This is a genomic window from Pseudomonas sp. 2848, assembly GCF_003253945.1.
In the GTDB taxonomy this organism is placed as follows: Bacteria; Pseudomonadota; Gammaproteobacteria; order Pseudomonadales; family Pseudomonadaceae; genus Aquipseudomonas.
On sequence record NZ_QKZD01000009.1, the window covers coordinates 76,648 to 98,218 of the forward strand.

At 62.2% G+C, this 21,571-nt stretch carries 23 protein-coding genes and 1 pseudogene; 13 read left to right on the forward strand and 11 right to left on the reverse strand.

Going from position 1 to position 21,571, the window contains the following annotated elements; all coding sequences use genetic code 11:
• The first annotated feature begins 153 nt into the window (after nt 1-153).
• The gene (locus tag DFS21_RS18440; RefSeq protein ID WP_111532788.1) at nt 154-2,658 is read left to right on the forward strand and encodes a UvrD-helicase domain-containing protein; all 2,505 of its coding nucleotides are present in this window, start codon (nt 154-156) and stop codon (nt 2,656-2,658) included.
• Between the two features lie 2 nt (nt 2,659-2,660).
• On the opposite strand, the gene DFS21_RS18445 is transcribed toward DFS21_RS18440, so the two are convergent.
• Complete coding sequence (locus DFS21_RS18445; RefSeq protein WP_111532789.1) at nt 2,661-7,292, reverse strand: dermonecrotic toxin domain-containing protein; 4,632 nt, start codon at nt 7,290-7,292, stop codon at nt 2,661-2,663.
• Between the two features lie 224 nt (nt 7,293-7,516).
• Here DFS21_RS18445 and DFS21_RS18450 point away from each other — a divergent pair, with 224 nt between their 5' ends.
• Nucleotides 7,517-7,933: a VOC family protein gene (locus DFS21_RS18450; RefSeq protein ID WP_110701297.1), complete on the forward strand. Its 417-nt coding sequence runs from the start codon at nt 7,517-7,519 to the stop codon at nt 7,931-7,933.
• Nucleotides 7,934-8,097: 164 nt separating this feature from the next.
• Here DFS21_RS18450 and DFS21_RS18455 read toward each other — a convergent pair whose 3' ends face one another.
• Together DFS21_RS18455 and DFS21_RS18460 are read right to left on the reverse strand one after the other, a co-directional pair.
• Nucleotides 8,098-8,472, reverse strand: a complete 375-nt coding sequence (locus tag DFS21_RS18455) for an MmcQ/YjbR family DNA-binding protein (protein WP_110701295.1) — start codon at nt 8,470-8,472, stop codon at nt 8,098-8,100.
• Nucleotides 8,465-9,367, reverse strand: coding sequence for a LysR substrate-binding domain-containing protein (locus DFS21_RS18460; protein ID WP_110701293.1), 903 nt, complete (start codon nt 9,365-9,367; stop codon nt 8,465-8,467). The genes DFS21_RS18455 and DFS21_RS18460 overlap by 8 nt, the downstream gene beginning before the upstream one ends.
• Before the next feature lie 133 nt (nt 9,368-9,500).
• Between DFS21_RS18460 and DFS21_RS18465 the strand changes: the two genes are divergently transcribed.
• Nucleotides 9,501-10,112 (forward strand): FMN-dependent NADH-azoreductase, encoded by a 612-nt coding sequence (locus DFS21_RS18465; protein ID WP_110701291.1) that lies wholly within the window; start codon nt 9,501-9,503, stop codon nt 10,110-10,112.
• Nucleotides 10,113-10,258: 146 nt separating this feature from the next.
• A complete protein-coding gene (locus DFS21_RS18470; protein ID WP_111532790.1) occupies nt 10,259-11,308 on the forward strand; it encodes a dienelactone hydrolase in 1,050 nt (349 codons plus the stop codon).
• Here DFS21_RS18470 and DFS21_RS18475 read toward each other — a convergent pair.
• From DFS21_RS18475 to DFS21_RS18505, 5 genes and pseudogenes are all read right to left on the reverse strand, one after another.
• Nucleotides 11,267-12,433, reverse strand: a complete 1,167-nt coding sequence (locus DFS21_RS18475) for an MFS transporter (protein WP_111532791.1) — start codon at nt 12,431-12,433, stop codon at nt 11,267-11,269. The genes DFS21_RS18470 and DFS21_RS18475 overlap by 42 nt on opposite strands.
• 172 nt (nt 12,434-12,605) lie before the next feature.
• Nucleotides 12,606-14,192 carry an ABC-F family ATPase gene (locus DFS21_RS18480; protein ID WP_046855494.1) on the reverse strand — a complete coding sequence of 529 codons (1,587 nt, stop codon included), beginning with the start codon at nt 14,190-14,192 and terminating at the stop codon, nt 12,606-12,608.
• 20 nt (nt 14,193-14,212) lie between these two features.
• Nucleotides 14,213-14,797, reverse strand: a pseudogene (locus DFS21_RS18485) (site-specific integrase); the annotation flags it as partial.
• A gap of 663 nt (nt 14,798-15,460) precedes the next feature.
• Entirely contained in the window at nt 15,461-16,177 is a 717-nt protein-coding gene (locus tag DFS21_RS27335; RefSeq protein WP_111532792.1) for a type II toxin-antitoxin system HicB family antitoxin, read from the reverse strand.
• A 49-nt stretch (nt 16,178-16,226) separates the two neighbouring features.
• Complete coding sequence (locus DFS21_RS18505) at nt 16,227-16,406, reverse strand: type II toxin-antitoxin system HicA family toxin (protein WP_111532793.1); 180 nt, start codon at nt 16,404-16,406, stop codon at nt 16,227-16,229.
• 102 nt (nt 16,407-16,508) lie between these two features.
• Here DFS21_RS18505 and DFS21_RS18510 point away from each other — a divergent pair, with 102 nt between their 5' ends.
• Both DFS21_RS18510 and DFS21_RS18515 read left to right on the forward strand, forming a co-directional pair.
• Nucleotides 16,509-16,880 carry a chemotaxis protein gene (locus DFS21_RS18510; protein ID WP_111532794.1) on the forward strand — a complete coding sequence of 124 codons (372 nt, stop codon included), beginning with the start codon at nt 16,509-16,511 and terminating at the stop codon, nt 16,878-16,880.
• Nucleotides 16,880-17,197, forward strand: a complete 318-nt coding sequence (locus DFS21_RS18515) for a hypothetical protein (protein ID WP_111532795.1) — start codon at nt 16,880-16,882, stop codon at nt 17,195-17,197. The genes DFS21_RS18510 and DFS21_RS18515 overlap by 1 nt, the downstream gene beginning before the upstream one ends.
• A gap of 53 nt (nt 17,198-17,250) precedes the next feature.
• Here DFS21_RS18515 and DFS21_RS18520 read toward each other — a convergent pair whose 3' ends face one another.
• Nucleotides 17,251-18,042, reverse strand: a complete 792-nt coding sequence (locus DFS21_RS18520; RefSeq protein WP_111532796.1) for a toll/interleukin-1 receptor domain-containing protein — start codon at nt 18,040-18,042, stop codon at nt 17,251-17,253.
• Between the two features lie 84 nt (nt 18,043-18,126).
• Here DFS21_RS18520 and DFS21_RS18525 point away from each other — a divergent pair, with 84 nt between their 5' ends.
• The 3 genes from DFS21_RS18525 (at nt 18,127) to DFS21_RS18535 (ending at nt 19,188) form a co-directional block, all read left to right on the forward strand.
• Nucleotides 18,127-18,705: a hypothetical protein gene (locus DFS21_RS18525; protein WP_111532797.1), complete on the forward strand. Its 579-nt coding sequence runs from the start codon at nt 18,127-18,129 to the stop codon at nt 18,703-18,705.
• Nucleotides 18,629-18,874: a phage tail assembly chaperone gene (locus tag DFS21_RS18530; RefSeq protein WP_256591441.1), complete on the forward strand. Its 246-nt coding sequence runs from the start codon at nt 18,629-18,631 to the stop codon at nt 18,872-18,874. The genes DFS21_RS18525 and DFS21_RS18530 overlap by 77 nt, the downstream gene beginning before the upstream one ends.
• Nucleotides 18,875-18,942: 68 nt before the next feature.
• Nucleotides 18,943-19,188 carry a DUF1799 domain-containing protein gene (locus DFS21_RS18535; RefSeq protein ID WP_371926888.1) on the forward strand — a complete coding sequence of 82 codons (246 nt, stop codon included), beginning with the start codon at nt 18,943-18,945 and terminating at the stop codon, nt 19,186-19,188.
• Between the two features lie 29 nt (nt 19,189-19,217).
• On the opposite strand, the gene DFS21_RS26515 is transcribed toward DFS21_RS18535, so the two are convergent.
• Nucleotides 19,218-19,688, reverse strand: a complete 471-nt coding sequence (locus tag DFS21_RS26515) for a hypothetical protein (protein ID WP_146603153.1) — start codon at nt 19,686-19,688, stop codon at nt 19,218-19,220.
• Between the two features lie 127 nt (nt 19,689-19,815).
• Between DFS21_RS26515 and DFS21_RS18540 the strand changes: the two genes are divergently transcribed.
• A complete protein-coding gene (locus DFS21_RS18540) occupies nt 19,816-20,034 on the forward strand; it encodes a hypothetical protein (RefSeq protein WP_111532799.1) in 219 nt (72 codons plus the stop codon).
• Between the two features lie 161 nt (nt 20,035-20,195).
• A complete protein-coding gene (locus DFS21_RS18545; RefSeq protein WP_111532800.1) occupies nt 20,196-20,399 on the forward strand; it encodes a hypothetical protein in 204 nt (67 codons plus the stop codon).
• On the opposite strand, the gene DFS21_RS18550 is transcribed toward DFS21_RS18545, so the two are convergent.
• A complete protein-coding gene (locus DFS21_RS18550; RefSeq protein WP_111532801.1) occupies nt 20,400-20,594 on the reverse strand; it encodes a hypothetical protein in 195 nt (64 codons plus the stop codon).
• 204 nt (nt 20,595-20,798) lie between these two features.
• Here DFS21_RS18550 and DFS21_RS26520 point away from each other — a divergent pair, with 204 nt between their 5' ends.
• Both DFS21_RS26520 and DFS21_RS18555 read left to right on the forward strand, forming a co-directional pair.
• Nucleotides 20,799-20,984: a hypothetical protein gene (locus tag DFS21_RS26520; RefSeq protein WP_146603154.1), complete on the forward strand. Its 186-nt coding sequence runs from the start codon at nt 20,799-20,801 to the stop codon at nt 20,982-20,984.
• A gap of 106 nt (nt 20,985-21,090) precedes the next feature.
• The gene (locus tag DFS21_RS18555) at nt 21,091-21,519 is read left to right on the forward strand and encodes a hypothetical protein (protein WP_111532802.1); all 429 of its coding nucleotides are present in this window, start codon (nt 21,091-21,093) and stop codon (nt 21,517-21,519) included.
• Nucleotides 21,520-21,571: the final 52 nt, after the last annotated feature.

Here is a 21,571-nt window from a genome sequence, read left to right on the forward strand (position 1 = left end):
TGATGCGCGTCGTAAGTATCGATAAAAAGCGTAAATATCGGCTCTTTAATATCTATAAATACGATATTCAATTGTGCTAATCCGCATGCGGTTCATCGCCTAATCCCATGATCCTTAAGCATTCGCTGGCACTTTTACGCGGATGAGGCGAACATGCCGGCTGTTCCGATTTTCAATGGAGTGACCGTGCCGCACGAGCATCCCCGGGCCCCGGCCGACTTGACCCCTCCCGCCCAGTTGCCCTGGCTGCGCCGCCTGGCCGCCCGCCTGTTGGGGCGAGGCTTGTCGCGCCTGCAGGCGCAGCACCGCGACTCCTGGTTCCTCGGCCACGCCACGGGGCAGCGCAACGGCCATGCCGATGGCTTGCGTGAGGGCTACGAGCAGGGCCGGGCCGCTGGTTTCGAGGCCGGGCGCCAGGTCCTGGTAATTCGCGATACACGCCCGGAGAATGCCGGTGTACCAGGCCAGGACGACAACCTGTTCGACGACTGGCGCCTGCCGTTGACCGCCGAGCTGAAAAAGCGCTTCAAGGCTGATGTCGCCAGGCGTCTGCCTGCCGAGGCGCAACCGAGCGCAGCACAATGGAAGCTGATCTTCAGCGACACGCCCTCGACCTGCGTCGTGGCCGGCGCCGGGGCCGGCAAGTCGACCTCGCTGGTGCTGCGCATCCTGCTGCTGCGCCATTACCTGGGCTTCGAACTCGATGCCCTGACCGTGGTGACCTTCACCCGCGAGTCGCGCCGTGACTTCATCCAGCGCATGCTGCAGGTGTTTGCCCTGTGGCAGCTCGAGCTGTCGCCTGCCCAGGGGCGGGAGCTGGTGCGTACATTCCACTCGCGCATCCTGCCGCTGGTGCGCAGCCTGCCGGGTTTTGCCCAGGTGCGGGCGTTCGAGACCCTGGGCAACGAGATGCCCGCAGGCGGCGAAGCGAACGCTGACAGCAACCCGTTCGACCTGCGCCTGAACGATGCCCAGCGTCAGCAGCTCAACCAGTGCTATAGCGACCTGATGGGCCAGAACCCGCGTTTCGCCCAGTTGGTTGGCGCATTGCGTCAGGAGGCGCTGCTGCTCAAGCCGCTGGACCCGGACCACCCGGATGTGCAGAAGCGTGTGCAGGTAACCCAACTGGCCGCCCAGCGCGACGAGGAACTGTGCGATGTGATCGAGGACCTGTGGTTCGCCGCCGGTGCCTGGCCGATCAAGGGTATCGAGCCGTGCCGGGACACGGTGCAGATCCGCGGCAGCCGCTTTCATGTCCATGGCCGCCTGGAAGGGCTGGACGCCTGGGTGGTGCTGGGTTTCGACCCGTCCGAAAGCGCCCAGTACCAGCGCCCGGGAGCCAAGCTGGCGGTGCGCGCGGAATGGGCGGTAAAGCGCACCCTGTTTCAAGCTTTCTGTGATAAGCAATTGATATGGCTTGATAATTACTCTTCGGCAAAACGGCTTGCAACGTCCTTGGCGGGGGATGCCGTGGCCGGCCCGGGCTTCGAGTACAAGGTCAAGGGCGAGCTGGCCCCGGCGCCGTTGCTCGACGCCTTCGTCACTGCTGCGAGCTTCATCGAGAACCTCGGGCTGGACGTCAACAACGCCGTGGCCGCCATGAGCTTCCCTTCTGGCGATAGCGACGCGGCATTCTTCGAGGCCCTGGCGCTGTTCTGGAAGGCACTGGAAGCACACCTGCTGGCGCAGTCGCCGCCGGTGATGACCTACAACCGCATGTTCGCCCTGTTCGGCGAGAACAACCCGGAGAACCTCGGGTTGCTGCCCGACCCCTTGCTGCGCCCATTGGCGCACCTGATGATCGACGAGTTCCAGGATGTCTCGCCGCAGATCGTCAGCTGGCTGCGTGCTTGCCTCGCCGAAATCCGCCGCCGTGGGCCGGCCATGCACAGCGGGCGGGTGGCGCAACATTCATCGCTGATGTGCGTGGGCGACGACTGGCAGTCGATCTACGGTTGGCGCGGCAGTTCGCCGAAATACTTCATGGAGTTCGCCAAGGCCTTCCCGTCGCCGGCCAACACGCGGGTGATGCTGGTGGAGAACTACCGCAGCCAGCAGTACATCATCGAGGCCGCCGAGCATCTGGTCAAAGGCGCGCCGGCCATCACCGGCAAGAAGGCCAGGGCCAGCGGGCTGGCGGCCGAGCTGCCGTTGTCGCCGGTGAAGGTCTTCGACCGGGACGAGGCGGCACTGGCCGAAACCGTGATCGAGCATTATCAACGGGGTGAAACAGTCATGATGCTGTTTCGAAAATCCAGTGATAAGTTATTGATTGAAAAGTATTTACTACCAATAGTTAAAGTTGATTCTAGCTTGCCGCCCGGCCAGCGCCGCCTGCGTCAGCTGACCTATCACAGCGCCAAGGGACTGCAAGCAGATGCGGTGTTCATGCTCGGCGATTGCCACTACCTGACCAGCTCGCCCTACAAGAACCAGGCGTATCGCTTGGCCGGCTTGGGCAAGCCAGGGGACGCCCAGGCGTTCGATACGGCGCAGAAGGAAGAGGTGCAGCGCCTTGCCTACGTGGCGGTGACGCGTGCGGTTCGGCACTGTTACTGGCACGTGGAACGAGCCAGCGGCGAGGCTGCCGCGCAGCCGCGTGCGTCAAGCCAGGTACAGGGGCGGCAGGCCTTCTTCGAAGACCTGCGCGGCCAGTAGGCTCAGTTGTTGGGGTCGCGGCGGCGGGTCAGGCGCAGATAGAGGGCGTCTTCGTCCTGTTCCAGGCCCAGCGCCATGCGGTTCATGCCCGCGACGTAGCGGTCGCTGGAAATGGGCTCGCGCAGGGGCTGGCCATCCTCGGCCAGCGGGCTGCGACCCAGGGCCTGGGTCAGCGCTTCGATCACCGGCGGTTCCAGCGGGCCGTTGAGGTCGCTGCCGTCGAGGTAGTCCATGCCGGTGTCCCAGCGTGTTCTGAGCGTCGCGAAGCGGGCACTGTTCTGCCGGCGCAGCAGGCGTCGCCAGCCCGGTTGCCGGGCGATCCACTGGCGGCGCGCCTCGGCGTCCTGGTCCCGGGCATCGACCTCTTCGAGCACCGCTTCCTCGGTCCTTGGCGAGATTTCAGCCGTGTGCCGGTACAGCATGGCCTGCTGGGGTTCGGGGAAGTCCAGGCGGCTGGCCAGGCCGCTGCGCAGGGCGAGGCGGATCTCGATCAGGTCCAGGCCTTCACCGAGGCCATTGTGCAGCACGTCGTCCGACAATGTGTCGAAGCGATGCAGGGCAGGCAGCACGGGCCTGGCGCCGCGCTCGGCCAGCGGCCGGGCGGCCCAGGCATCCAGTGCGCGCAGGGCATCGCGCCGGGCCACGCGGGCGTTGAACAGGTCCTGGGCCAGCGTATTCACCTGGTCCCGGCGGAACAGGCGCCGAAAGAACTGGAACAGCGGCGGCGTGGCTACCTCTGCGCCTGCGGCCTCATCGTAGGCCATCACTTCGATCTGCAAGGTGCCGAAACCATCGGCGCCAGCATCGCCACAGCTCACCGGGAACTCGCCGGCCACTTCGTCCAGACGCGCGCGCAGGCGGGTGCTGGTGCTCGCACGCTCGAGCAGCGTCCATACTTGACGAGCAAATGCTCGGGGCTGGCGACGGGCACTGGCCGACATACCCGCCTGTTCGACGACCTGGCGCAGGCTGGCATTGCCGTCTGCGTCGAACAGCGCTTCCCAGGTTGCCCGCTGTTGCCGGCTGGCGTTTTGCAACCAGTCGATTCGCGCTGGTGGCGCGCTGGCGTCGATGCCCTCGACACGTTGTTCGACCGACGCGCCGACAATCTGCAGGCTTTCGCGGGTGGCCTCGTCCAACGGGTTGTAGTTGAACCGCCAGCGGTACTGCGCACGCCTGGCCAACAGTTCGCCCAGGTAGGGGGATGACAAGAGCGCGGGCAACCCCGGTACCTGGTCGATGTTGTTCATGCTCAGGTCCACCACCCGCAACATGCAGGGATTGCGTTGCATCAGGCCGCTCAAACCAGTGGGCCACTGGCGCAGTTGGCTGTTGTCCAGGCGCAAGGTGGCGAGGTTGTCCAGGTCAGCCAGGTTGGGGCTGACGGCGAGGGGATTGTTGCTCAGGAGCAGGTTGCGCAGTGTTCGCATCGAACTGAACGTATTCGCCGTGTCGGCGTCCAGCGCAATGCGATTGGCGCGCAGGTCCAGGGTTTCCAACGGCAGGCCGGTGAGCATTCGCAGGTCATGCAAGGTGAGCGTCATCCGATGATGTGGCATTTCCAGGCTACGCAGGTCTCGCAGCGTGGGGAGCACTTCATGGGCCACGGCGGGCAGCTCGCCCAGGTGCGTGCCGCTCAGGCGAAGCTCCTGTAACCGTGGGGCGTTGCGCAGTGCTTGCAGGACCGAGCTGACGCTTAATTGGGGGCTGGTTCGTACATCGAGGCGCCTGAGCGCCGGGAAGGCCTGCAGGAAGTCGGCGGGCATCTCGATCACATTGAGATTCTCCAGCGACAGCGTGGTGATGTGGTCGAAGCGTGCCGTGAGTGTCGGCAGGGCGTCGAGGGCGACATTCGAAAGGCTCAGCATGTCGCCGTCCAGGCGTTGCCACGCCCGGACGAGTTGGTCGGCGGTCCTGGTGTAATAAGCACCGACTTCCTCACCCCAGTCGTGGGCGCCTCTGGTAGCCCAGGCGTGAAGCTGGTCGCGCAGCGAGGACAGTTGGGTGCGCAGTGCCTGTATCTGTTCGGTCACATTTCCCCGGACACGCAGAGTGACCAGCAACTGGCGGACCTCGCGACCGTTCATCCCCGGATACAGGGCATGCAGCTCGCGCTCTGCCCGTGAGGCGAATATACCGGGGCTAAGGGGATATCCGTATCGCCCTTCGCTCAGGCGCAAGGGTGAGCGCCAGCCCGGCCGTACGGGTCGCTGGCCGAGCAGGCGTGCGGTCGCCGTGCGGTTGGCCAGTGCGGCGTGATAGCGCTGTTCGGGCGTCCATTGTGGGTGTGCGGCCAACAGGCTATCGCTGATGAGCCGGCTGTCGTCATTGGCCAGGCTGGGGCGGTACAAGCCCAGAATCGCCCGGTCCAGTCGGAACCGGGCTTGCATCAGTCGCGCCTCTTCGGCCAGTCGCAGAGGAACCCGTCCGCTGTTCAGGGCTTGCCGTTCAGCGCTGTTGGCCGCGCCCACCAGCTCTTCGAGTGCTTGACTGGGCAGGCCGGGGAACGCGCGCCCGATCATCAGCGCCGGAGCGGAAGCTGGCGTGGCTGGATCGAGATGGATGCGGTCGGCCTTGATGCGCCGAATGGCGTCCTCAAGCAGTGCGGGAGGGCGCCTGCCATCGACGTGGACCTGCTCGAGCACACCGCGTTCCAGGTCGGTACTGTCGAGTACTGCAATCAGCTCCTCATCGGTCAAGCCGTTGGCAAGCGGGCCTAGCCGGCGCATCAGCTTGACCCGCCCCCAGGCCTGTGGCCGCTCGTGCGCCATGCGCCAGGCCCCGCTGCCATTGCCGTGCAGCCGTGGCTGATGCGCCCGTGGGTCGGCCGGGTGAACAACCCGCCAGTGTCCCTCGGTGTCTTGACGGATCTCGTGGAGCGTATTGTCCAGGTCGACGAAATGCCGGTTGTCATGGCGAAAGATACCTTGCTCGTCCGGCTGCAGGTCCGCCGGCAACTCGACCGGGCTGCGGTATTGGTCAAGCTGGGGGTGCCATAGCCGCTCTTCGCCATCCAGCCAGAAGCTTTGCATCCCGTCAACGAAGCCGGAGGCCTTGGCCAGCTTGGCGGCACCGGCAATGGTGGCCATGCTGCCCAGGTTGAGCAGCAGTGACTCGACCTGGTTCACCGCTTCGGCGTTGTCACCTTCGGACCAGGCTTCGAAGCCGTGGAAAATGCTGGCCATGACCTGGCCCGCGCCCACGGCCAGCATGGCGACGTCCAGGCCGGGGACGAACATGGCCGCCACCCCGAGCAGGGTCAGGCCACGCTCGCCCCACAACGCCAGGCGCTCACGCCTGGCCTTGGCATCGATGTCCGCCGTTGGCACCGCAATGCAGCGCGCGTCCTCCTGCAGGCGCTGGACATGGTCATTGAACAGCTTGGGCCACATCGGAAAGTCGACAGCCACCTCATGGATCGCCAATGCCGGGAAGCGCGTGGGGCGGGGCGAATCCTGTTCCGGTCGCGAGGTGGTGGTCGGCAACCCTTGCCAGGGGTGTGTGCCAGGTTCGGTTTCGGCGAACGCGGGGGACGGTGTTTCCAGTGGGCGCACGCCGCCCGTGGTGACTTCGAACAGTCTGGCCTTGAGCTTGCTCGCCATTCCAGGGCGGTCCTTAAGGGCGACATGCTCCAGCAAGCGTTCGCGGTAGGCGGGCTCCAGCAAGCGACGGCGCAGGTACCTGCCGAAAGCCAGGCGGTTGTTGAACTCCTGCACCGGTTGCGCGTCGTCGAAAGGCAGGTAGGCGATGCACGATGGCGTGGACTGCCTGGTGGATGTCAGCAGCAACAGATCGTGCAACTGGATATCCAGCATGCGCAAGACCGCTACCTTGGCCGGTGCTCCTCGGTAGCAGGGCGTCGAGCCCGTGCTACAGAGCTGTTGCAGGGCCTGGAGGCCGTCGTCTGTCAGGTGTCCGCGCATTCGCGCGATCAATGCCTGCACCGTGAGTTCATCGCGTCGGGCCTGGCTCCACAGGCCGCGCAACAGCGCTTCACGCTGGCCGCCGTAGATATCCTGCAGGTGCTCCTGATAGCGCCGACCCAGGTCGAGTGCACGGCAGTGGGTGACAAACGCAGTGGTACTCAGGCCGGGTAGTGCGCTGCTGTCGTCGACACTGACTTGCAGGGTGCTGAAAGGGCCGACCTCGGTCATGCCTTCAAAATTGTGCAGGGCCGCCTCGAGCAGGCTGGAGAGACTGGCTGTGCCGGCAGGTTCCTCGATCGAGGCCGGAGTGCGGGGGGCATGATGGGACGCGTCCGGGTCGGGGAATTCGCCGCCCAGGCTCGAAGTGTACGGCTGATGCCTGAACTGGGCCTGTGTCAGCGCCAACTGAATGCCCAGCCGTGCCTGCAGCAGTGGCTCGCAGAACTCGGTGATACCACGCAAATCTTGTAGTGCCTTGGCCAGTGCCTGGTGGCTCGTCGCGCGCTGCTTGAAGGCCTGGCGCAACTCGGCCTGGCGGGCGCTTGAGGCCTGGGCGAACCAGGAGGCTGGCTGCCCGTCCTGCTGGATATGCTCGCGGTGGGCACGCCGCAGCAGTCGACTGGCGTGGTGGGGATGCAGATGCCTGGTCCAGCCTGGCAGGCTGCGCAGGATCTGTTGCTGGTGGTAGGGCGGTTCGCTGTGGTGCATGGTCGCATTCCAAAGGGGGGGGAGCGGCCATTCAAGGGCAGGGGGTGGCGCCTGGGGCGGTACATGATTGTCGCCGCCACCAGGGCAATGGCTGACACGTCAACGGCCGTTTGCCCCACAGCGGCTGCTGTGTACCGGCCGTCGGTCATTGACGCCAACGACCTAGGGTGTCTTCACAGGTCGGCTGCTATGGTCTAGGCAAAGCCTGATCGTGGAGCTTCGCCATGCCAGCTTTCGCCATACTACGCATCGACCATGTCGTCCTGCGCGTCAGCGACCTGACTCGCAGCCTGGCTTTCTATCACGAGCTGCTCGGCTGCCCGGTGCGCAAGCGCCGGGACACGCTGGGGATGATCCACCTCGGCGCCGGTGACGGTCTGATCGACCTGGTGGCAGTCGACGGCCCGCTGGGGCGCCAGGGCGGCGAGGCGCCCGGCCAGTGTGGGCATAATGTCGATCATGTGTGCCTGCGCATCGAGCCGTTCGACGAGCAGACGCTGCGCGTACTGCTGGGCGAGGCCGGGGTAAGGGTAGAGGCTGCCGAAAAACGTTATGGGGCCGAGGGAGAGGGGCTGTCGCTGTATTGCTTCGACCCGGACGGCAACCGGGTCGAGCTCAAGGGGCCGCCATTGCCGGGTTGACCCTTAGTGTGGTGTTTCACAAATAACGACCATAACTCGCGGCGTTTTTTGCGCTCATGCGGCGTTGTCGCTCCTCGCCGTAGCTGGGCTACGACTCGTCGCGACGCCTTGCCTGAGCGCAAAAAACACTCGCGATTTATTGGTCGTATTTGCAAAACACCACACTAGGCGTCGCCCGTCCCCAGCAGCAACCCAACTTGCTGGCGCCTTGGCAAGCGTCGCACCACCAGCTGGTGCGAGCGGCGCAGCAGGTCGCTCAGCTCGTCGCGGCCCATGGGGTAGGGTGGCAGCATGCTGATCCACTTCGCCCGTGCCAGATAGGGGGCCGGGCGCACCCCAGGGCGGTCGCAATAGCCCAGGAACAACTCATCGGCCACCTTGAACGACAGGCCCGCGCCGCCCAGGTCCTGCACGGCGAACATCTTGTTGCCCGCCACCGAGAACACGCGGATACCTCCCCACTTGTAGTCTTCCTGCGCGCCCGGCAGGGCCAGGCACAGCGCGGCCACTTGCTCCTCGGTCATCCTTTTCTCAGACATAACGCTCTCCACAGGCCTCGAACGAGGTCGCCAAGTGATCGATCCATGCGCGTACCGCCGGCAGCAGGCCGCGCCGGTGCGGGTAGACCGCCTGCAGGTAGCCGCCAGGCAGCGACCAGTCTGGCAGCAGGCGCACCAGTTCGCCACGGGCCAGCTCCTCTTCGCAGAACATCGACGGCAGGGCGGTAAAGCCCAGGCCGGCGCGTACCGCGGCATTGCGCACGACGAAGTCATCGATGGCCAGGCGCGGCTCCAGGGCGATTTCCTCCTGCTGGCCGTTGGGGCCATGGAGGCGAAAATGCACCAGCCGGTCGGCCTCGGCCGCGCCCAGCACCGGCAGGGTCGCCAGTTGTGCGGGGTCGCGGATATGGTCGGCAAAACCTGGCGCGGCCACCAGTTGCATCTGCGCCTGGCGCAGGCGTCGGGTGACCAGGGCCGGGTCCTCATCACCCAGGTCACGCACACGCAGGGCCACGTCGATGCCTTCGGAGATCAGGTCTACCCGGCGGTTGAGCAGCACCATGTCCAGTTGCACCAAGGGGTACTGGGCGAGGAAGCGGCTGATGATATCCGGCAGGAATGCATGGGCCAGGGCGACGGGGCACGATACGCGCAGCCGGCCGCGGGGCTCGCTGGACATGCTGGCCACCACTTCGTCGGCCATCTCCGCCTCGAGCAGCATCGCCTGGCAATGGCTCAGGTAGCGCTCGCCCACGGCGGTGAGCTTGAGTTGCCGGGTGGTGCGCTGCAAAAGGCGCGTGCCCAGGCGCTCCTCCAGCTCGGCGATGCGCCGCGACAGGCGCGACTTGGGTATGCCCAGCTGGCGCCCGGCGGCAGCGAAGCCACCGGCTTCGACCACCCGGGCGAAGTAGAAGAGATCGTTGAGGTCTTGCATTTGACAGTCTCATTGTTCCATCAGTGGAACAAACTAACGCGTTTTTGCCGACTTATCAGCTATTCGATGTGCCGATAGGATTCTCTCCATCGTGATCGCCCACCGCCGCGGTCTTCATTCACAGGAGAGACCCATGAAACTGTTGCATATCGATTCGAGCATCCTGGGCGACAATTCCGCCTCCCGTCAGCTGAGCCGCGAAGTGGTCGAGGCCTGGAAGGCCGCCGACCCGAGCATCGAAGTGGTTTACCGCGACCTGGCCAGTGACGCCATCAGTCACTTCTCCGCCGCCACCCTGGTGGCTGCCGGTACCCCCGAGGAAATGCGCGATGCCGCCCAGGCTCATGAAGCCAGCCTCAGTGCCGAGACCCTGGCAGAATTCCTCGCCGCCGACGCGGTGGTAATCGGTGCGCCGATGTACAACTTCACCGTGCCGACCCAGCTCAAGGCCTGGATCGACCGCGTGGCAGTAGCTGGCCAGACCTTCCGCTACACCGAAGCCGGCCCTGAAGGCCTGTGCGGTGACAAGAAAGTGATCCTGGTGTCCACCGCCGGTGGCCTGCACCAAGGCCAGCCGACCGGTGTCGGCCATGAGGACTTCCTCAAGGTGTTCCTCGGCTTCATCGGCATCACCGACCTGGAAATCGTCCGCGCCCACGGCCTGGCCTATGGCCCGGAGCACCGCGCCAAGGCCATCGATGCCGCCCAGGCGCAGATAGCAGGTGAGCTGTTCGCTGCCGCCTGATCTGCCATCGACTGAAAGCCGGCTGTCGCCTCGTGCGCCAGCCGGCTTTTTTCATCCAGTTTTCATGTGCCGCCAGCGCACCGGGTTCTATGCTGGCATCCATACCCGTGTACTGCGCAGTGCCTTGAACCTGGGAGCGCCCTGCGATGAAGCGAACCCGCCTTCTGATGGCGCTATTACTGCTGGGCGGCCTGTTGGCCCGCGCCGATGCAGCACCGTGGATGGCCGGATTGCACCGGCTGACCCTGGTCGACCCGGTGGACGCCAAGCCCATGCAGGCCCTGGCGTTCTACCCCTCCAGCGGCGAGGCGCGGCCGGTACGCATCGAGGGCTACCAGACCCGTGTCGCCGAAGAGGCGCCGGTAGCCATGGGCCAGTTCCCGCTGCTGGTGATCTCCCATGGAAACACTGGCAGCCCGATGGCCCTGCATGACCTGGCCAACGGCCTGGCCCGGCAGGGCTTCGTGGTGGTGGCGGTGGTCCATCCCGGGGACAACAACCGCGACCATAGCCGCCTGGGCACCCTCAGCAACCTTTATGGCCGGCCGCTGCAGATCAGCGCCGCGATCACTGCGGCGCGAAACGACAGGCTGCTCGCGCCGTACCTGAATGATGGCAAGGTCGGGGTGATTGGCTATTCCGCTGGCGGCGAAACCGCGCTGATCCTTTCTGGCGCGCGGCCCGACCTCGATCGCCTGCGCCGCTACTGCGAGCAACGCCCCGGTGACGCCGACGCCTGCAAGACCCATGGCGTGCTGATCGCCGACCACAGTGAACTGGCGCCCCGCGCCGATGCCAGGGTGGGCGCGGTGATGCTGATGGCACCGCTGAGCCTGATGTTCGGTCGCCACGCCCTGGCCGGCGTGCAGGTGCCGGCGCTGATCTACAGCGGCGACAACGACCAATTACTGGCCCTGGAGCACAACGCTGATGCCCTGGCGCGCAAGCTGCCGGTAACACCTGACTACCGCCTGCTGGCCGGTGCCGGGCACTTCGTGTTCATGGCCCCCTGCGACGACGAGCAACACCTGCGCATGCCCGTGCTGTGCAAGGACGCAGACGGCGTCGACCGCCGGCATATCCACCGTTCGCTGCGCAGCGAGACCACGGCCTTCTTCAGCCAGGCACTGGGTGCACCAGAGCCCGCCGAACGTTCAGCCGCGGCGGGCCAGCAACAGGGTCAGGCCCACCCCTGACAGGGCGAGCAGCGCGGCGACGGCGAAGATCGAGGCATACCCCAGGTGTACTGCCACCGCGCCCATCACCGGGCCGGCGATGGCCAGTGCAAGGTCGAAGAACACCGCGTAGGCGCCCAGCCCGGCGCCACGGCTGCTACTGGGCACCTGGCGGATCGCCTCGACCCCCAGGGCCGGGTATACCAGCGACAGGCCGAAGCCGGTCAGCCCGGCACCGAGCATCGCCCACAGCGGCGAGGGTGCAAGCCATAGCATAGTCAAGCCCAGGACCTCGGTGGCCATGCAGACAATGGCCACGTTGTAGCCGCCGAAGCGGTTGACCGCGTTGACGAACAGCAGCCGCGACAGGATGAAGCACAGGCCGAAGGCGCTCAGGCACCAGGCTGCGCCGACCCAGCCACGCTCCAGGTAGTACAAGGTGACGAAGGTGGTCAGGGTGCCGTAGCCGATCGACGCCAGGGTCAGCCCCAGGCCGCAGGGCGCCACCCGCCCGAACGCCGACCAGAACGGCAACCGCTCACCCCGTACCACCACCACGTCAGGTCGCGTGCGCAGCACCAGCAGGGCCAGCAGCGCCAATCCCAGCAGCGCTGGCCCGAGCACGGCGAAGCTCAGGCCATCCACCAGCAGCACGCCAGCGGGCGCGCCGATGGCGATGGCGCCATAGGAGGCGATGCCGTTCCAGGAAATGACCCGGGCGGTATGTTCCGGCCCCACCTGGCCGATCCCCCAGCTCAAGGTCGCGACGCCGATCAGCCCCTGGGCGATCCCCAGCAGCAGTCGGCCGCCCAACAGTAGCGCCAGACTCAGCCAGGGCAGAGTAAGGGCCCAGGCCGACAGCAGGGTCAGCACGCCGCAGCCGGCGATACCGTACAGGCCATAGCGGATAGCGCGCTTACCGCCCAGAGTGTCCGCCACTCGCCCGGCAAAAGGCCGGCTGAGCAGGGTGGCCAGGTACTGCAGGCCGATGGTCAGGCCAGCGATCACCGCGCCGAAGCCCAGCTGATCGTGCACATGGCCAGGCAGCACGGCGATCGGCAGGCCGATGCAGAGGAAGGCGATGAAGGTGTAGAAGACGATCGAGAGGATCTGCAGGGTGACACTGGAAGCGTGAGGGGCTGTCATGGGCTCGTTCGCGGGCGGGCGGTGGGGCTGTGCCCCATCATGGCTGCGGCGCGAGGGAAAAGGAAGCAGGCTAACTAATTAAACGCAGCGCGGGGCAAGCCTGCTCCTGCGAATGCTGCGAAGGCATTGCAGGAGCGGGCTTGCCCCGCGATGAAGATGACTCAGCGTTGGATCAGACCACCACACCCTGGCTGCGCAGGTAGTCGTCATAGGTGCCGCTGAAGTCGACCACGCCCTCGGGCGTCAGCTCGATGATGCGGGTGGCCAGCGACGACACGAACTCACGGTCGTGGCTGACGAACAGCAGGGTGCCCGGGTAGTTTTCCAGCGCCAGGTTCAGCGCCTCGATCGATTCCATGTCCAGGTGGTTGGTCGGTTCGTCCATCACCAGCACGTTGGGCTTTTGCAGGATCAGCTTGCCGAACAGCATGCGGCCCTGTTCACCACCAGAAATCACCTTCACCGACTTGAGGATCTCGTCGTTGGAGAACAGCATGCGCCCCAGGGTGCCGCGGATCACCTGCTCGCCGCTGGTCCACTGGCCCATCCAGTCGAACAGCGTCACGTCGTCCTCGAAATCGTGGGCGTGGTCCTGGGCGTAGTAGCCCACTTCGGCGCTGTCGGTCCACTTCACCGCGCCCGCGTCCGGCTTCATTTCGCCGACCAGGGTGCGCAGCAGGGTGGTCTTGCCGATACCGTTGGGGCCAATGATCGCTACGCGCTCGCCGGCTTCGATGGTGAAGCTGAAGTCCTTGAACAGCACCTTGTCGTCGAAGGCCTTGGCCATTTTCTCGACGATCACCGCCTGGCGGTGCAGCTTTTTCGTCTGCTCGAAGCGGATGAACGGGCTGACACGGCTCGATGGCTTGACCTCGGCCAGCTGGATCTTGTCGATCTGCTTGGCGCGCGAGGTGGCCTGCTTGGCCTTGGAGGCGTTGGCCGAGAAGCGGCTGACGAAGGTCTGCAGCTCGGCGATCTGGGCTTTCTTCTTGGCGTTGTCCGACAGCAGTTGCTCGCGCGATTGAGTGGCCGCGGTCATGTACTCGTCGTAGTTGCCCGGGAACAGGCGCAGCTCACCGTAGTCCAGGTCGGCCATGTGGGTGCAGACGCTGTTGAGGAAGTGACGGTCGTGGGAAATGATGATCATGGTGCTGTTGCGCGCCGTGAGGATCGTTTCCAGCCAGCGGATGGTGTTGATGTCCAGGTGGTTGGTCGGCTCGTCGAGCAGCAGCACGTCCGGGTCGGAGAACAGCGCCTGGGCCAGCAGCACACGCAGTTTCCAGCCGGGCGCCACTTCGCTCATCGGGCCGAAGTGCTGTTCCAGGGGAATGCCCAGGCCCAGCAGCAGCTCGCCGGCGCGGGATTCGGCGGTGTAGCCGTCCATCTCGGCGAACTCGGTTTCCAGCTCGGCGACGGCCATGCCGTCTTCCTCGGTCATTTCCGGCAGCGAGTAGATGCGATCGCGCTCGGCCTTGACCTTCCACAGCTGCTCGTGGCCCATGATCACGGTGTCGATCACGGCGAACTCTTCGTAGGCGAACTGGTCCTGGCGCAGCTTGCCCAGGCGAGTGTTGGGCTCGAGCATCACCTGGCCGCCGGACGGCTCCAGGTCGCCACCGAGGATCTTCATGAAGGTCGACTTGCCGCAACCGTTGGCGCCGATCAGGCCGTAGCGGTTGCCGTTGTTGAATTTGACCGAGACGTTTTCGAACAGGGGCTTGGAGCCGAACTGCATGGTGATATTAGCGGTGGAGATCAAGTGCCTTACCTATCAATAACTTACGTGGAGTCTTCGCAGCTACGGACCAATTTCGGACCAATTTGGAGCTTTTCGAGCTCCTGCCAGTCGCTGGACGAGTTGATCCAGCGTGCATACGTCGATAAGAGCATCTGCACGCTGTGCCCGAGCTGTTGGGCGATAAATGCGGGGTTGAGACCAGACATTAAGCATATTGTCGCATAGGTGTGACGGCAGTTGTATGGCGGCCGGTATCGAATCCCGAGTCGCCGGAGGATCGGTCGCCACTGGTGGTACAGATCAGACGTCTGCTTGACGTATTCCCCATTCTTGCCGGGCGGAAACACATACGGTGACTCCGTGAACCGGCCCTTTCCCTTCCTGCGGCGCTCCGCGTACTGCTTTGCGTACCAGAGCGCGTGCAAGGCCCTTTCGTTGAGCAGGACGAACCGATCCTTGTTGGTCTTGGTTCGCTCCTCAACCACTCCCAATGCAATGGTTCGTCGGACATGCACCGTCTTCTTGGTCATGTCGACCACATCCCAACGCAGTGCCAAACCCTCTGACAGTCGCAGGCCCGAGAAGAACATGAATTCGAAGAACGCTGCGTAGATCACGCTGGGCCATCCTGTCATTCCTGCGCGTGTTGAGGAGTGACTCAAAATAGCCCGGCCACTGCGCCTAATGCCTGTCAGTTAGCGTCATTGGGGCTGCTACGCAGCCCATCGCCGGCAAGCCGGCTCCCACAGGTACAGCGCAGGCCTCACTAATTGCGCGATCCCTGTGGGAGCCGGCTTGCCGGCGATGGGCCGCAGAGCGGCCCCTATTGCTTAACTGACTGGCATTAGCCACTGCGCCGGGTTTTTTGTTGCCCGCTCATCTGCTCGATTGCACCTCGTTTAGCCAGGCAGTCTCCAACCAGTACGGCCCAGAACAACTGGACCTCACTAGTGCGGTGCATATGTCTAACGATTCGAGCTTCCAAAATTAGCCGCAAGGCTCAGACCCGACAACACCCGATCCTATGATTGATGATCCAATCCTGGATCCCGATGACCCAAAAAATACGATCCCCTGAGAAAGCCGGACGCGGATCGTCCAGATGATTGGGAAGATCAAGAAAGGGAGCCACCGGAAGCGGATGAGCAAACCCCGCTGTCTGATGATCGGCGTTGAATGAGCGTGCAGGTGCAATAGTGCCCTGATTCTGGGTTCAACGGAGTAGCGGGCCTTTCTTGTACTTAGGAGGGCCTCAAAAGCCCCGGCGCTTAAGCCGGGGCTTTTGTAGGTCAAACGAGGCGAATGAAACCGGCCGAAACTCCTTGTTGTTTCTGAACGTGCTCAATTTTCCCAGTAGCGACCAGTTCGTCGATGACCTCACGGACTGCCTGCATGGTGTCGGGGTTCTTCGCGTAGCGGGTCCGCAGGAAGTGATCGAGAGATTCTTCCTTGACCTGGCTCAGTACACCAGCAACTGCCCCAACAAGCATCTTCCGGTCAGGGCGCTGCTGCAGTTCATCAATCAGACGGCCAGCGTAGAAGCCTGCTTGGCTACCTCCGTAAGGCAGATTGATCCATTCAGGATCAGCAGTTGCAATGCGGACAGGGGAATTCAATGCGTCCAAGGCCTTCTCCAATTGTTCCATTTTCGATGTGTGAGTGAAGTCAACCAGGCGGTCCCCGGTGGTCTGGGAAACGCCAAGCTGCCTGCATAACTCAGCTTTCTTCATCCCCCGGCGCATCATCTCGTTCCAGAGTGCGATCTTGGTTACGGTGACGGCCGGCAGGTGTACAGAGTGCTCACCGTCTTCTGCTGGCGTAGCTTCAGGGATGGATCGGCGCTGATCGACATACAGCGACAGCACGCTTTCGATGCCATCGATCGCTTCGCGAATTGCGCTTTCTCGGTCGTTACCGTAGCTGTTGAGTTCAGGTAGGTCTCGGCAGAATACCGCCCAGCCTAGGGTGCTTTCGTCTTGCTCGAAGCGAATTGCATAGTCGTACATAGTCACTCCTTGGGGTGATGTGTTCAGCGGTCATAGGCGGAGGGGGCTCTTAGAGCCCCAGTTGCTTGATGAGCGCCTTGCGGGTCGATTCCGGCATTTCCTTGGCTCCGTGGTCCGCGAAGACAGTCTGTTTGCCGTTTGGGGCTGTGATCTTGAAGTGGCTGCCTTTAGCTGCTTCGAAGGTCACCCCGTGGGCCTTCAGCCATCGTCTGAACTCGCTGAGCTTCATCACCTCGGCTCTGGTGTCTGGATGAGTCCAGCATACAACAGATTTGTGGTAATACAACGGTTTTGTGGTGTTTCTCGTTGGGGATTCGCCGGGAGATTCTGGATGGACCCGACCGACCTCGGCCCAGGCACGGCCACCTGGCTGGGCGGAACGGGTACCGTCCTGCTGGGCGGCTTCCTCTGGCTACGCCGCTTCCTGTCCAAGGACGCCGCAGACTGTGCGATGGACAATGCCGACATCGGCACCGTCCACCGGCTGAATGAGCTGCTTGACTCCGAGCGCGAGGCACGCAAGCTGGCCGAAGCCCGGGCTGACCAGTTCCCCAAGGAGCGCAACGACCTTGCCGCGACCGTGGGGCGGCTGGAGGGGAAGATCGAAGCCCTGACCTTCCAGATCGGCCAGCTCACAGAACGCGTTGCCGCGCAGAGCGAGGAAATCGCCCGTCTGCACGGCAAGCTGGGAGGTGTCTCATGATGGACAGATGCGTACTCGAGTACATGGCTCGACGCTGGTGGAGGAGGGCGGAGGTCTGGGTCATCGCTGCCGTACTGATCGCCGGTGGCGCTGTGTTGGGCTGGCAGTCGGCCTACTGGGCCATGGTCAGCACCCAGGCGCACCAGGTGGATGAGATCCGCAAGGCCTATGACACCGCCCTGACCGAGCGCGACAAGCGCATGGATGACCTGACCCGCAAGGCTGAGAGCGCAGCGACCAAAGCGTCAAAGGCTGCGACCACAGCCACCCAGGCTGCTGACAAGGCTGATGAGGCTCTTAATCGGGCGCTACCATAGCTGTCGCCAAAACATATGCGACCTACTGTCCTGCCCATCCTAGCTGGGGGCACTTAGGCCTTGTAAGGTATCGGGTTCCATTGATTTTCGCCTCCCTCATGGAGTACTGCTATCACACTCAATGCGGCCGCATTCAGCTTGTTAACTTTTATTCGGAGGGGATGTTTGGGGGTGATGGCCCCTCCCATCATGCGAAACAAGATGCCATGCAATGTATCTCCAGTCGGTGAGACGAATTTATCCCTGTTGAAGCCTCCGAAATGTGCCTGACCGTTGGCCATCTCGCAGGAGATGTCTTCTTCTGCGTTGCTGGTGATAATCACGAAACTGCCATTAGGCTCCATAAGGTGGGAAGCGTTGATGGTCAGGGCCATTGAGCCGTCTTTATCTTCTACAGCCGAGTAGGAAAGGTTAGAAAACCCTTGGTGCTGAGGGGTGAAAGATGAGCTGCCTTGTGTGACGCTCACAATCTGGGCAATTGCGGCCTCGATGCCCGAAGTGTACATGTCGATGTAGAGGGTCTGGGTTAGCAGTGCAGGCATAGCGCTTTCATCGACCCTGACAGGGATCATTCGAGTATTTCCCCGGGTTGCCGAATGCAACGCGTTTTGCCACTCCAGCTTGACCATCTGGCTGGCCAGGCTGTTTGCGGAAACGAAGAAAAATACGAACTCCGGAGCCTCAAGACCGTTATTCATCTGATCAATAATGCCGTCGCCGGGGCGGATGGACCACGAATCATAGAAGACAGCGGACTCGCCAAATATCTGAGCCAATCTCAACGCAACTGGCTCTACTACTGGTTTGTCGGCATGGTTGTGACTTAAGAAAATCTTATGTGTCATGGAGCGTCCCGTCGTTGAAATGGTGTAGTCGCCACGCTCATATGATGGCGCTGTGATCTCAAATCAACCCTCAAAATAAGTGCTATGACAATCAAGCAACCCGATTGGGAGGCGATCGAACGTGCCTTCCGGGCCGGCGCGCTTTCCATCCGCACCATCGCTGACCGTAACGGAGTGAGCGACACCGCTATCCGGAAGAAGGCCAAGGCCAAGGCCTTGGGCTGGGAGCGGGACCTTTCTGAGCAGGTCCGCAAAGAGGTTCGCAACAAGCTGGTTCGCGGCGAGGTTCGCGAAGACCAATGCGCGAACCCAGAGCGGGACGCCGAGATCATCGAAGAGGCGGCAGAAGAGGGCGCGACGGTTGTTCGCAGCCATCGCCGCGACATTCACAAAGCCGCGAACCTTGCGAAACTGCTGATGGATGACCTGCTCACCACCATCAAGCGCCGCGAAGACATTGAAGACGAGATTGAGCGAGAGACAGCCGACGATGAGAGCGGTTTTCGCCGTAGCTCCATGCTCGCCGCGGTTGCCCTGCCCAGCAACGCCAAGACGCTTTTCCAGCTGTCCTCGGCCATGAAGAGCGTTGGAACAAAGCGCGCGACGCCTGGGCAGAAAGGCCCAGAAGGGTGGTGCGAGCTGGGAGGAGGTCACCGCTGGTGAAATCACCCTGCAGGCCGAGCAGCTTGGCGAGATCATCACCGGCTGGGATCTGGAGGACGAGTTCAGCCAGGAGGCGATCGTCGACCTGGTACGTACCTGCACCGGCGCGCCGAAGGCAGTGACCGACGCCTACCAGGAAGCCTACAACCCGGCCCGCCTGGGAAACTGAGGGCGGCGGCGCGGGCACTGTACGAGCGCGGCCCGTCCGCCGGGCAGCTTGCGGCCATTGGCCTGACCCTGGCCGACATCCCCGAGGAAGAGGTGGAGGTTTGGCCAGATGCCTGGCCGGCCCTTCGAGTATTCGAGGCACTCGGCACGCAGTGGCGCTTGGGGCATGGCGGACCTTCGGGGTTGGACTACACAGCCATCCCCGCGGTCGCGTCGATGCTCGGAATCAAGCGCCGAGAACTCACCGAAATTTTTCCCGATCTCCGCATCATGGAGCACGAAGCCCTGGCCGTAATGGCTGAGGCGGCGGAGTAGGGCGTAGATACCAATCGGGTTAAAAAGTACTAGCCGAAAGTTATCTCGATAGAGGACTTTGCTAGTCCAAGAATATCATTTCCAAGTTCGCCAGAGATCTTCCACTCTTTTATGGTTGTCAGTTTTTGGATTGTGCTCCATACCGCTTTCCAGAGCGCCGATATCCAAGGTTTAAGAGTATTGGTAAACCAGTCTTTGGCATTGGCTAAGATTGGTCCATTTGCGCCGGCTCCTTGGGTTGTATCTAATTCGACCCTAAGGAGTTCAGTTGCAGACTCAACGCTTGCCATGGATGAATATAGTTCGGAGGCCGATTGTTTTGTGGTTGGGATGTTGCCGCTGTTTAAGGCCGAACTTGTGTTGGCCAGCTCTCTCAGCTCATGGATGATCTGATTTATGTAAATGCTCTGAATCTCGCCAGCGTTGACCAAGTCCCAGAGGTAAGGGTTAGCGTCAAGCTGGCCCCAGATCCTCGCAGCTGTGGGAGTTATTATGTCCATTATGGCTATCCCTAATGAGTAGTGGAAATCAATAGATTAGTTGAGCGCTGCGAAATGGATGCCTCAACTCACACCATTCATCGCAATTCGATACTTAAATTGACGCGGCCAAGCCGCAGGAGAGGGTATGCAGCAACACTACGTGCTGACGATCTGGGATCTGTTCACGATGAGCGGAAGTGATGTGTGCGGCGGCGAGGCGGTGATCGCCATCATGGATGGCGACCAGGAAGTTGACCGCGTCACGATAAGCGGCAAGTGCCAAAGCCCAAGTGGCTACCGTCGAAGCTACACAGGCAAGCCAGGCCTGAATTGCTTGGCGTCGACGTCTGAGCAATCCGCCTGACCGCTCGCCCGTCGAGGTGGACGTGCAAGATGGGCGCGCTGAGTACCTGCTCAGTGGCCCGTACAGCATCGGAGAAGGCGGCCGGATTGAGGTTGTCGACGGCAAGCTGCTCTTCACCGGTAGCAACTTCAAAATCAATTGAGTGTTTCCAGGAATACGCTATGAGCAAGCTGGTTGAAATCACGCACTTCCGTACGGAGCAATTCACCCTGACCAAGGATGAACTGGTGGAAGCACTACAGAAGAAATACGGCAATGAGCCTATTTTCACCGAAGGCCAGATCGACATGGTGACTCACCAGCAGCTGTTCCAGCCTGCCGATGAGACCAAGATCTATTTCAGGATCGATCTGACCGAGCAATGATCAGCGGGGTATTTCGATGCTGGCCTCGCGAAGCGCCTGCTCCAATTTCTTCACGCGCTGCTCCAGGTTGTTGAGCACGATCTTGAGGGACTGAGTGACGTCGTAAAGCTCCCGGGGGAGTTTTCCGTTTGGGGTGTTGTTGGCAATGCTCTGCAGATGGCGGCTAAGGTCTGCCCAAGCTTTATCGTCGTTCAATTCGACCTCCTAGGTCATCATGCCCCAGTCCATGGGCTTTCCGGCAACGGCCGGGGCGGCTCATTGGGCCTCTGACCCTACTACGCCCAAAAGTGGCAAGATACTGGTATTTCATCCAGGCTGGATGGATAGATAGTATGTCGAAAGCGACAACGTGTGACAGTATCAGTCGCACCAATAACTTGTGCTAGGGAAAGTAGCTTCATGTCACCGACTCCGAAAAAACAGTGGTTCAGGGCCAAATATCAGCGGAAAAAACCTGGAAGCTTGAGCACCTCAACCGGTGCTAAATCATTTTTTGTCTTTACTCAGCAAGAGGCCATCGACAACTTGCTGTTTGAGCAAAGATCTGCATATCCGGATCATGATATTCTCGTGACGGTAGGTTGATCTTAGTTTCTAGCTTCGTTAGCCCAGCACCATGCTGGGCTTTGGCATTTGGATTAGCCAGGTCCTGAAGTAAAGATCTCGTGCTGCTACTCAACGGAGGCTTGCAATGAAGGTCAAGAGTTGGGCTGGCTGGGAGCGTGACTGGCTGAAGCTAGTAGATCACTATCGTGCAGCTCCAACCGGTCCTGGTGTCTATCTGATCTGCGCTGATCACGCTATCAATCGGGCAGTAGGCGTGGATGAGAATGGCATTCTGACGATCGGGGAAAGTGGAAATCTTCGTGACCGTCTAGGTCGGTTCGTTGGCTGCGTACAAGGCCGCCATGCTAAAGGGCATATGGCTGGTTGGCGGTTTTTTAACTCCGCCCTCAGCAAACCTTTCCCCATTGAGACTTTGTGGGTCAGCTGGTGCGAGATGCCGTCCAAGGAGGACGCATACCGGAAAGAAGGCGAGATGCTAGGGCTGTACCTGAGCCAGCACTACGAATTGCCCCCGTTGAACTACAAGTTCAATTGGTCTGCCCAGGAGCAGTGATTCGTAAGCCCAGCCCCGCGCTGGGCTTTTTGCATCTGGCAGAGAAGTTGAT

What these genes read in the sequence shown, in the direction of transcription:
- DFS21_RS18555 (WP_111532802.1), top strand. Translation starts at nt 21,091, where the DNA reads ATGAAGGTCAAGAGTTGGGCTGGCTGGGAGCGTGACTGGCTGAAGCTA.
- DFS21_RS18440 (WP_111532788.1), top strand. Translation starts at nt 154, where the DNA reads ATGCCGGCTGTTCCGATTTTCAATGGAGTGACCGTGCCGCACGAGCAT.
- DFS21_RS18475 (WP_111532791.1), bottom strand. Translation starts at nt 12,433, where the DNA reads ATGACAGCCCCTCACGCTTCCAGTGTCACCCTGCAGATCCTCTCGATC.
- DFS21_RS26515 (WP_146603153.1), bottom strand. Translation starts at nt 19,688, where the DNA reads ATGGACATAATAACTCCCACAGCTGCGAGGATCTGGGGCCAGCTTGAC.
- DFS21_RS26520 (WP_146603154.1), top strand. Translation starts at nt 20,799, where the DNA reads ATGTCACCGACTCCGAAAAAACAGTGGTTCAGGGCCAAATATCAGCGG.
- DFS21_RS18545 (WP_111532800.1), top strand. Translation starts at nt 20,196, where the DNA reads ATGAGCAAGCTGGTTGAAATCACGCACTTCCGTACGGAGCAATTCACC.
- DFS21_RS18470 (WP_111532790.1), top strand. Translation starts at nt 10,259, where the DNA reads ATGAAGCGAACCCGCCTTCTGATGGCGCTATTACTGCTGGGCGGCCTG.
- DFS21_RS18445 (WP_111532789.1), bottom strand. Translation starts at nt 7,292, where the DNA reads ATGCACCACAGCGAACCGCCCTACCACCAGCAACAGATCCTGCGCAGC.
- DFS21_RS18540 (WP_111532799.1), top strand. Translation starts at nt 19,816, where the DNA reads ATGCAGCAACACTACGTGCTGACGATCTGGGATCTGTTCACGATGAGC.
- DFS21_RS18455 (WP_110701295.1), bottom strand. Translation starts at nt 8,472, where the DNA reads ATGTCTGAGAAAAGGATGACCGAGGAGCAAGTGGCCGCGCTGTGCCTG.
- DFS21_RS18465 (WP_110701291.1), top strand. Translation starts at nt 9,501, where the DNA reads ATGAAACTGTTGCATATCGATTCGAGCATCCTGGGCGACAATTCCGCC.
- DFS21_RS18505 (WP_111532793.1), bottom strand. Translation starts at nt 16,406, where the DNA reads ATGAAGCTCAGCGAGTTCAGACGATGGCTGAAGGCCCACGGGGTGACC.
- DFS21_RS27335 (WP_111532792.1), bottom strand. Translation starts at nt 16,177, where the DNA reads ATGTACGACTATGCAATTCGCTTCGAGCAAGACGAAAGCACCCTAGGC.
- DFS21_RS18510 (WP_111532794.1), top strand. Translation starts at nt 16,509, where the DNA reads ATGGACCCGACCGACCTCGGCCCAGGCACGGCCACCTGGCTGGGCGGA.
- DFS21_RS18525 (WP_111532797.1), top strand. Translation starts at nt 18,127, where the DNA reads ATGACAATCAAGCAACCCGATTGGGAGGCGATCGAACGTGCCTTCCGG.
- DFS21_RS18450 (WP_110701297.1), top strand. Translation starts at nt 7,517, where the DNA reads ATGCCAGCTTTCGCCATACTACGCATCGACCATGTCGTCCTGCGCGTC.
- DFS21_RS18515 (WP_111532795.1), top strand. Translation starts at nt 16,880, where the DNA reads ATGGACAGATGCGTACTCGAGTACATGGCTCGACGCTGGTGGAGGAGG.
- DFS21_RS18460 (WP_110701293.1), bottom strand. Translation starts at nt 9,367, where the DNA reads ATGCAAGACCTCAACGATCTCTTCTACTTCGCCCGGGTGGTCGAAGCC.
- DFS21_RS18520 (WP_111532796.1), bottom strand. Translation starts at nt 18,042, where the DNA reads ATGACACATAAGATTTTCTTAAGTCACAACCATGCCGACAAACCAGTA.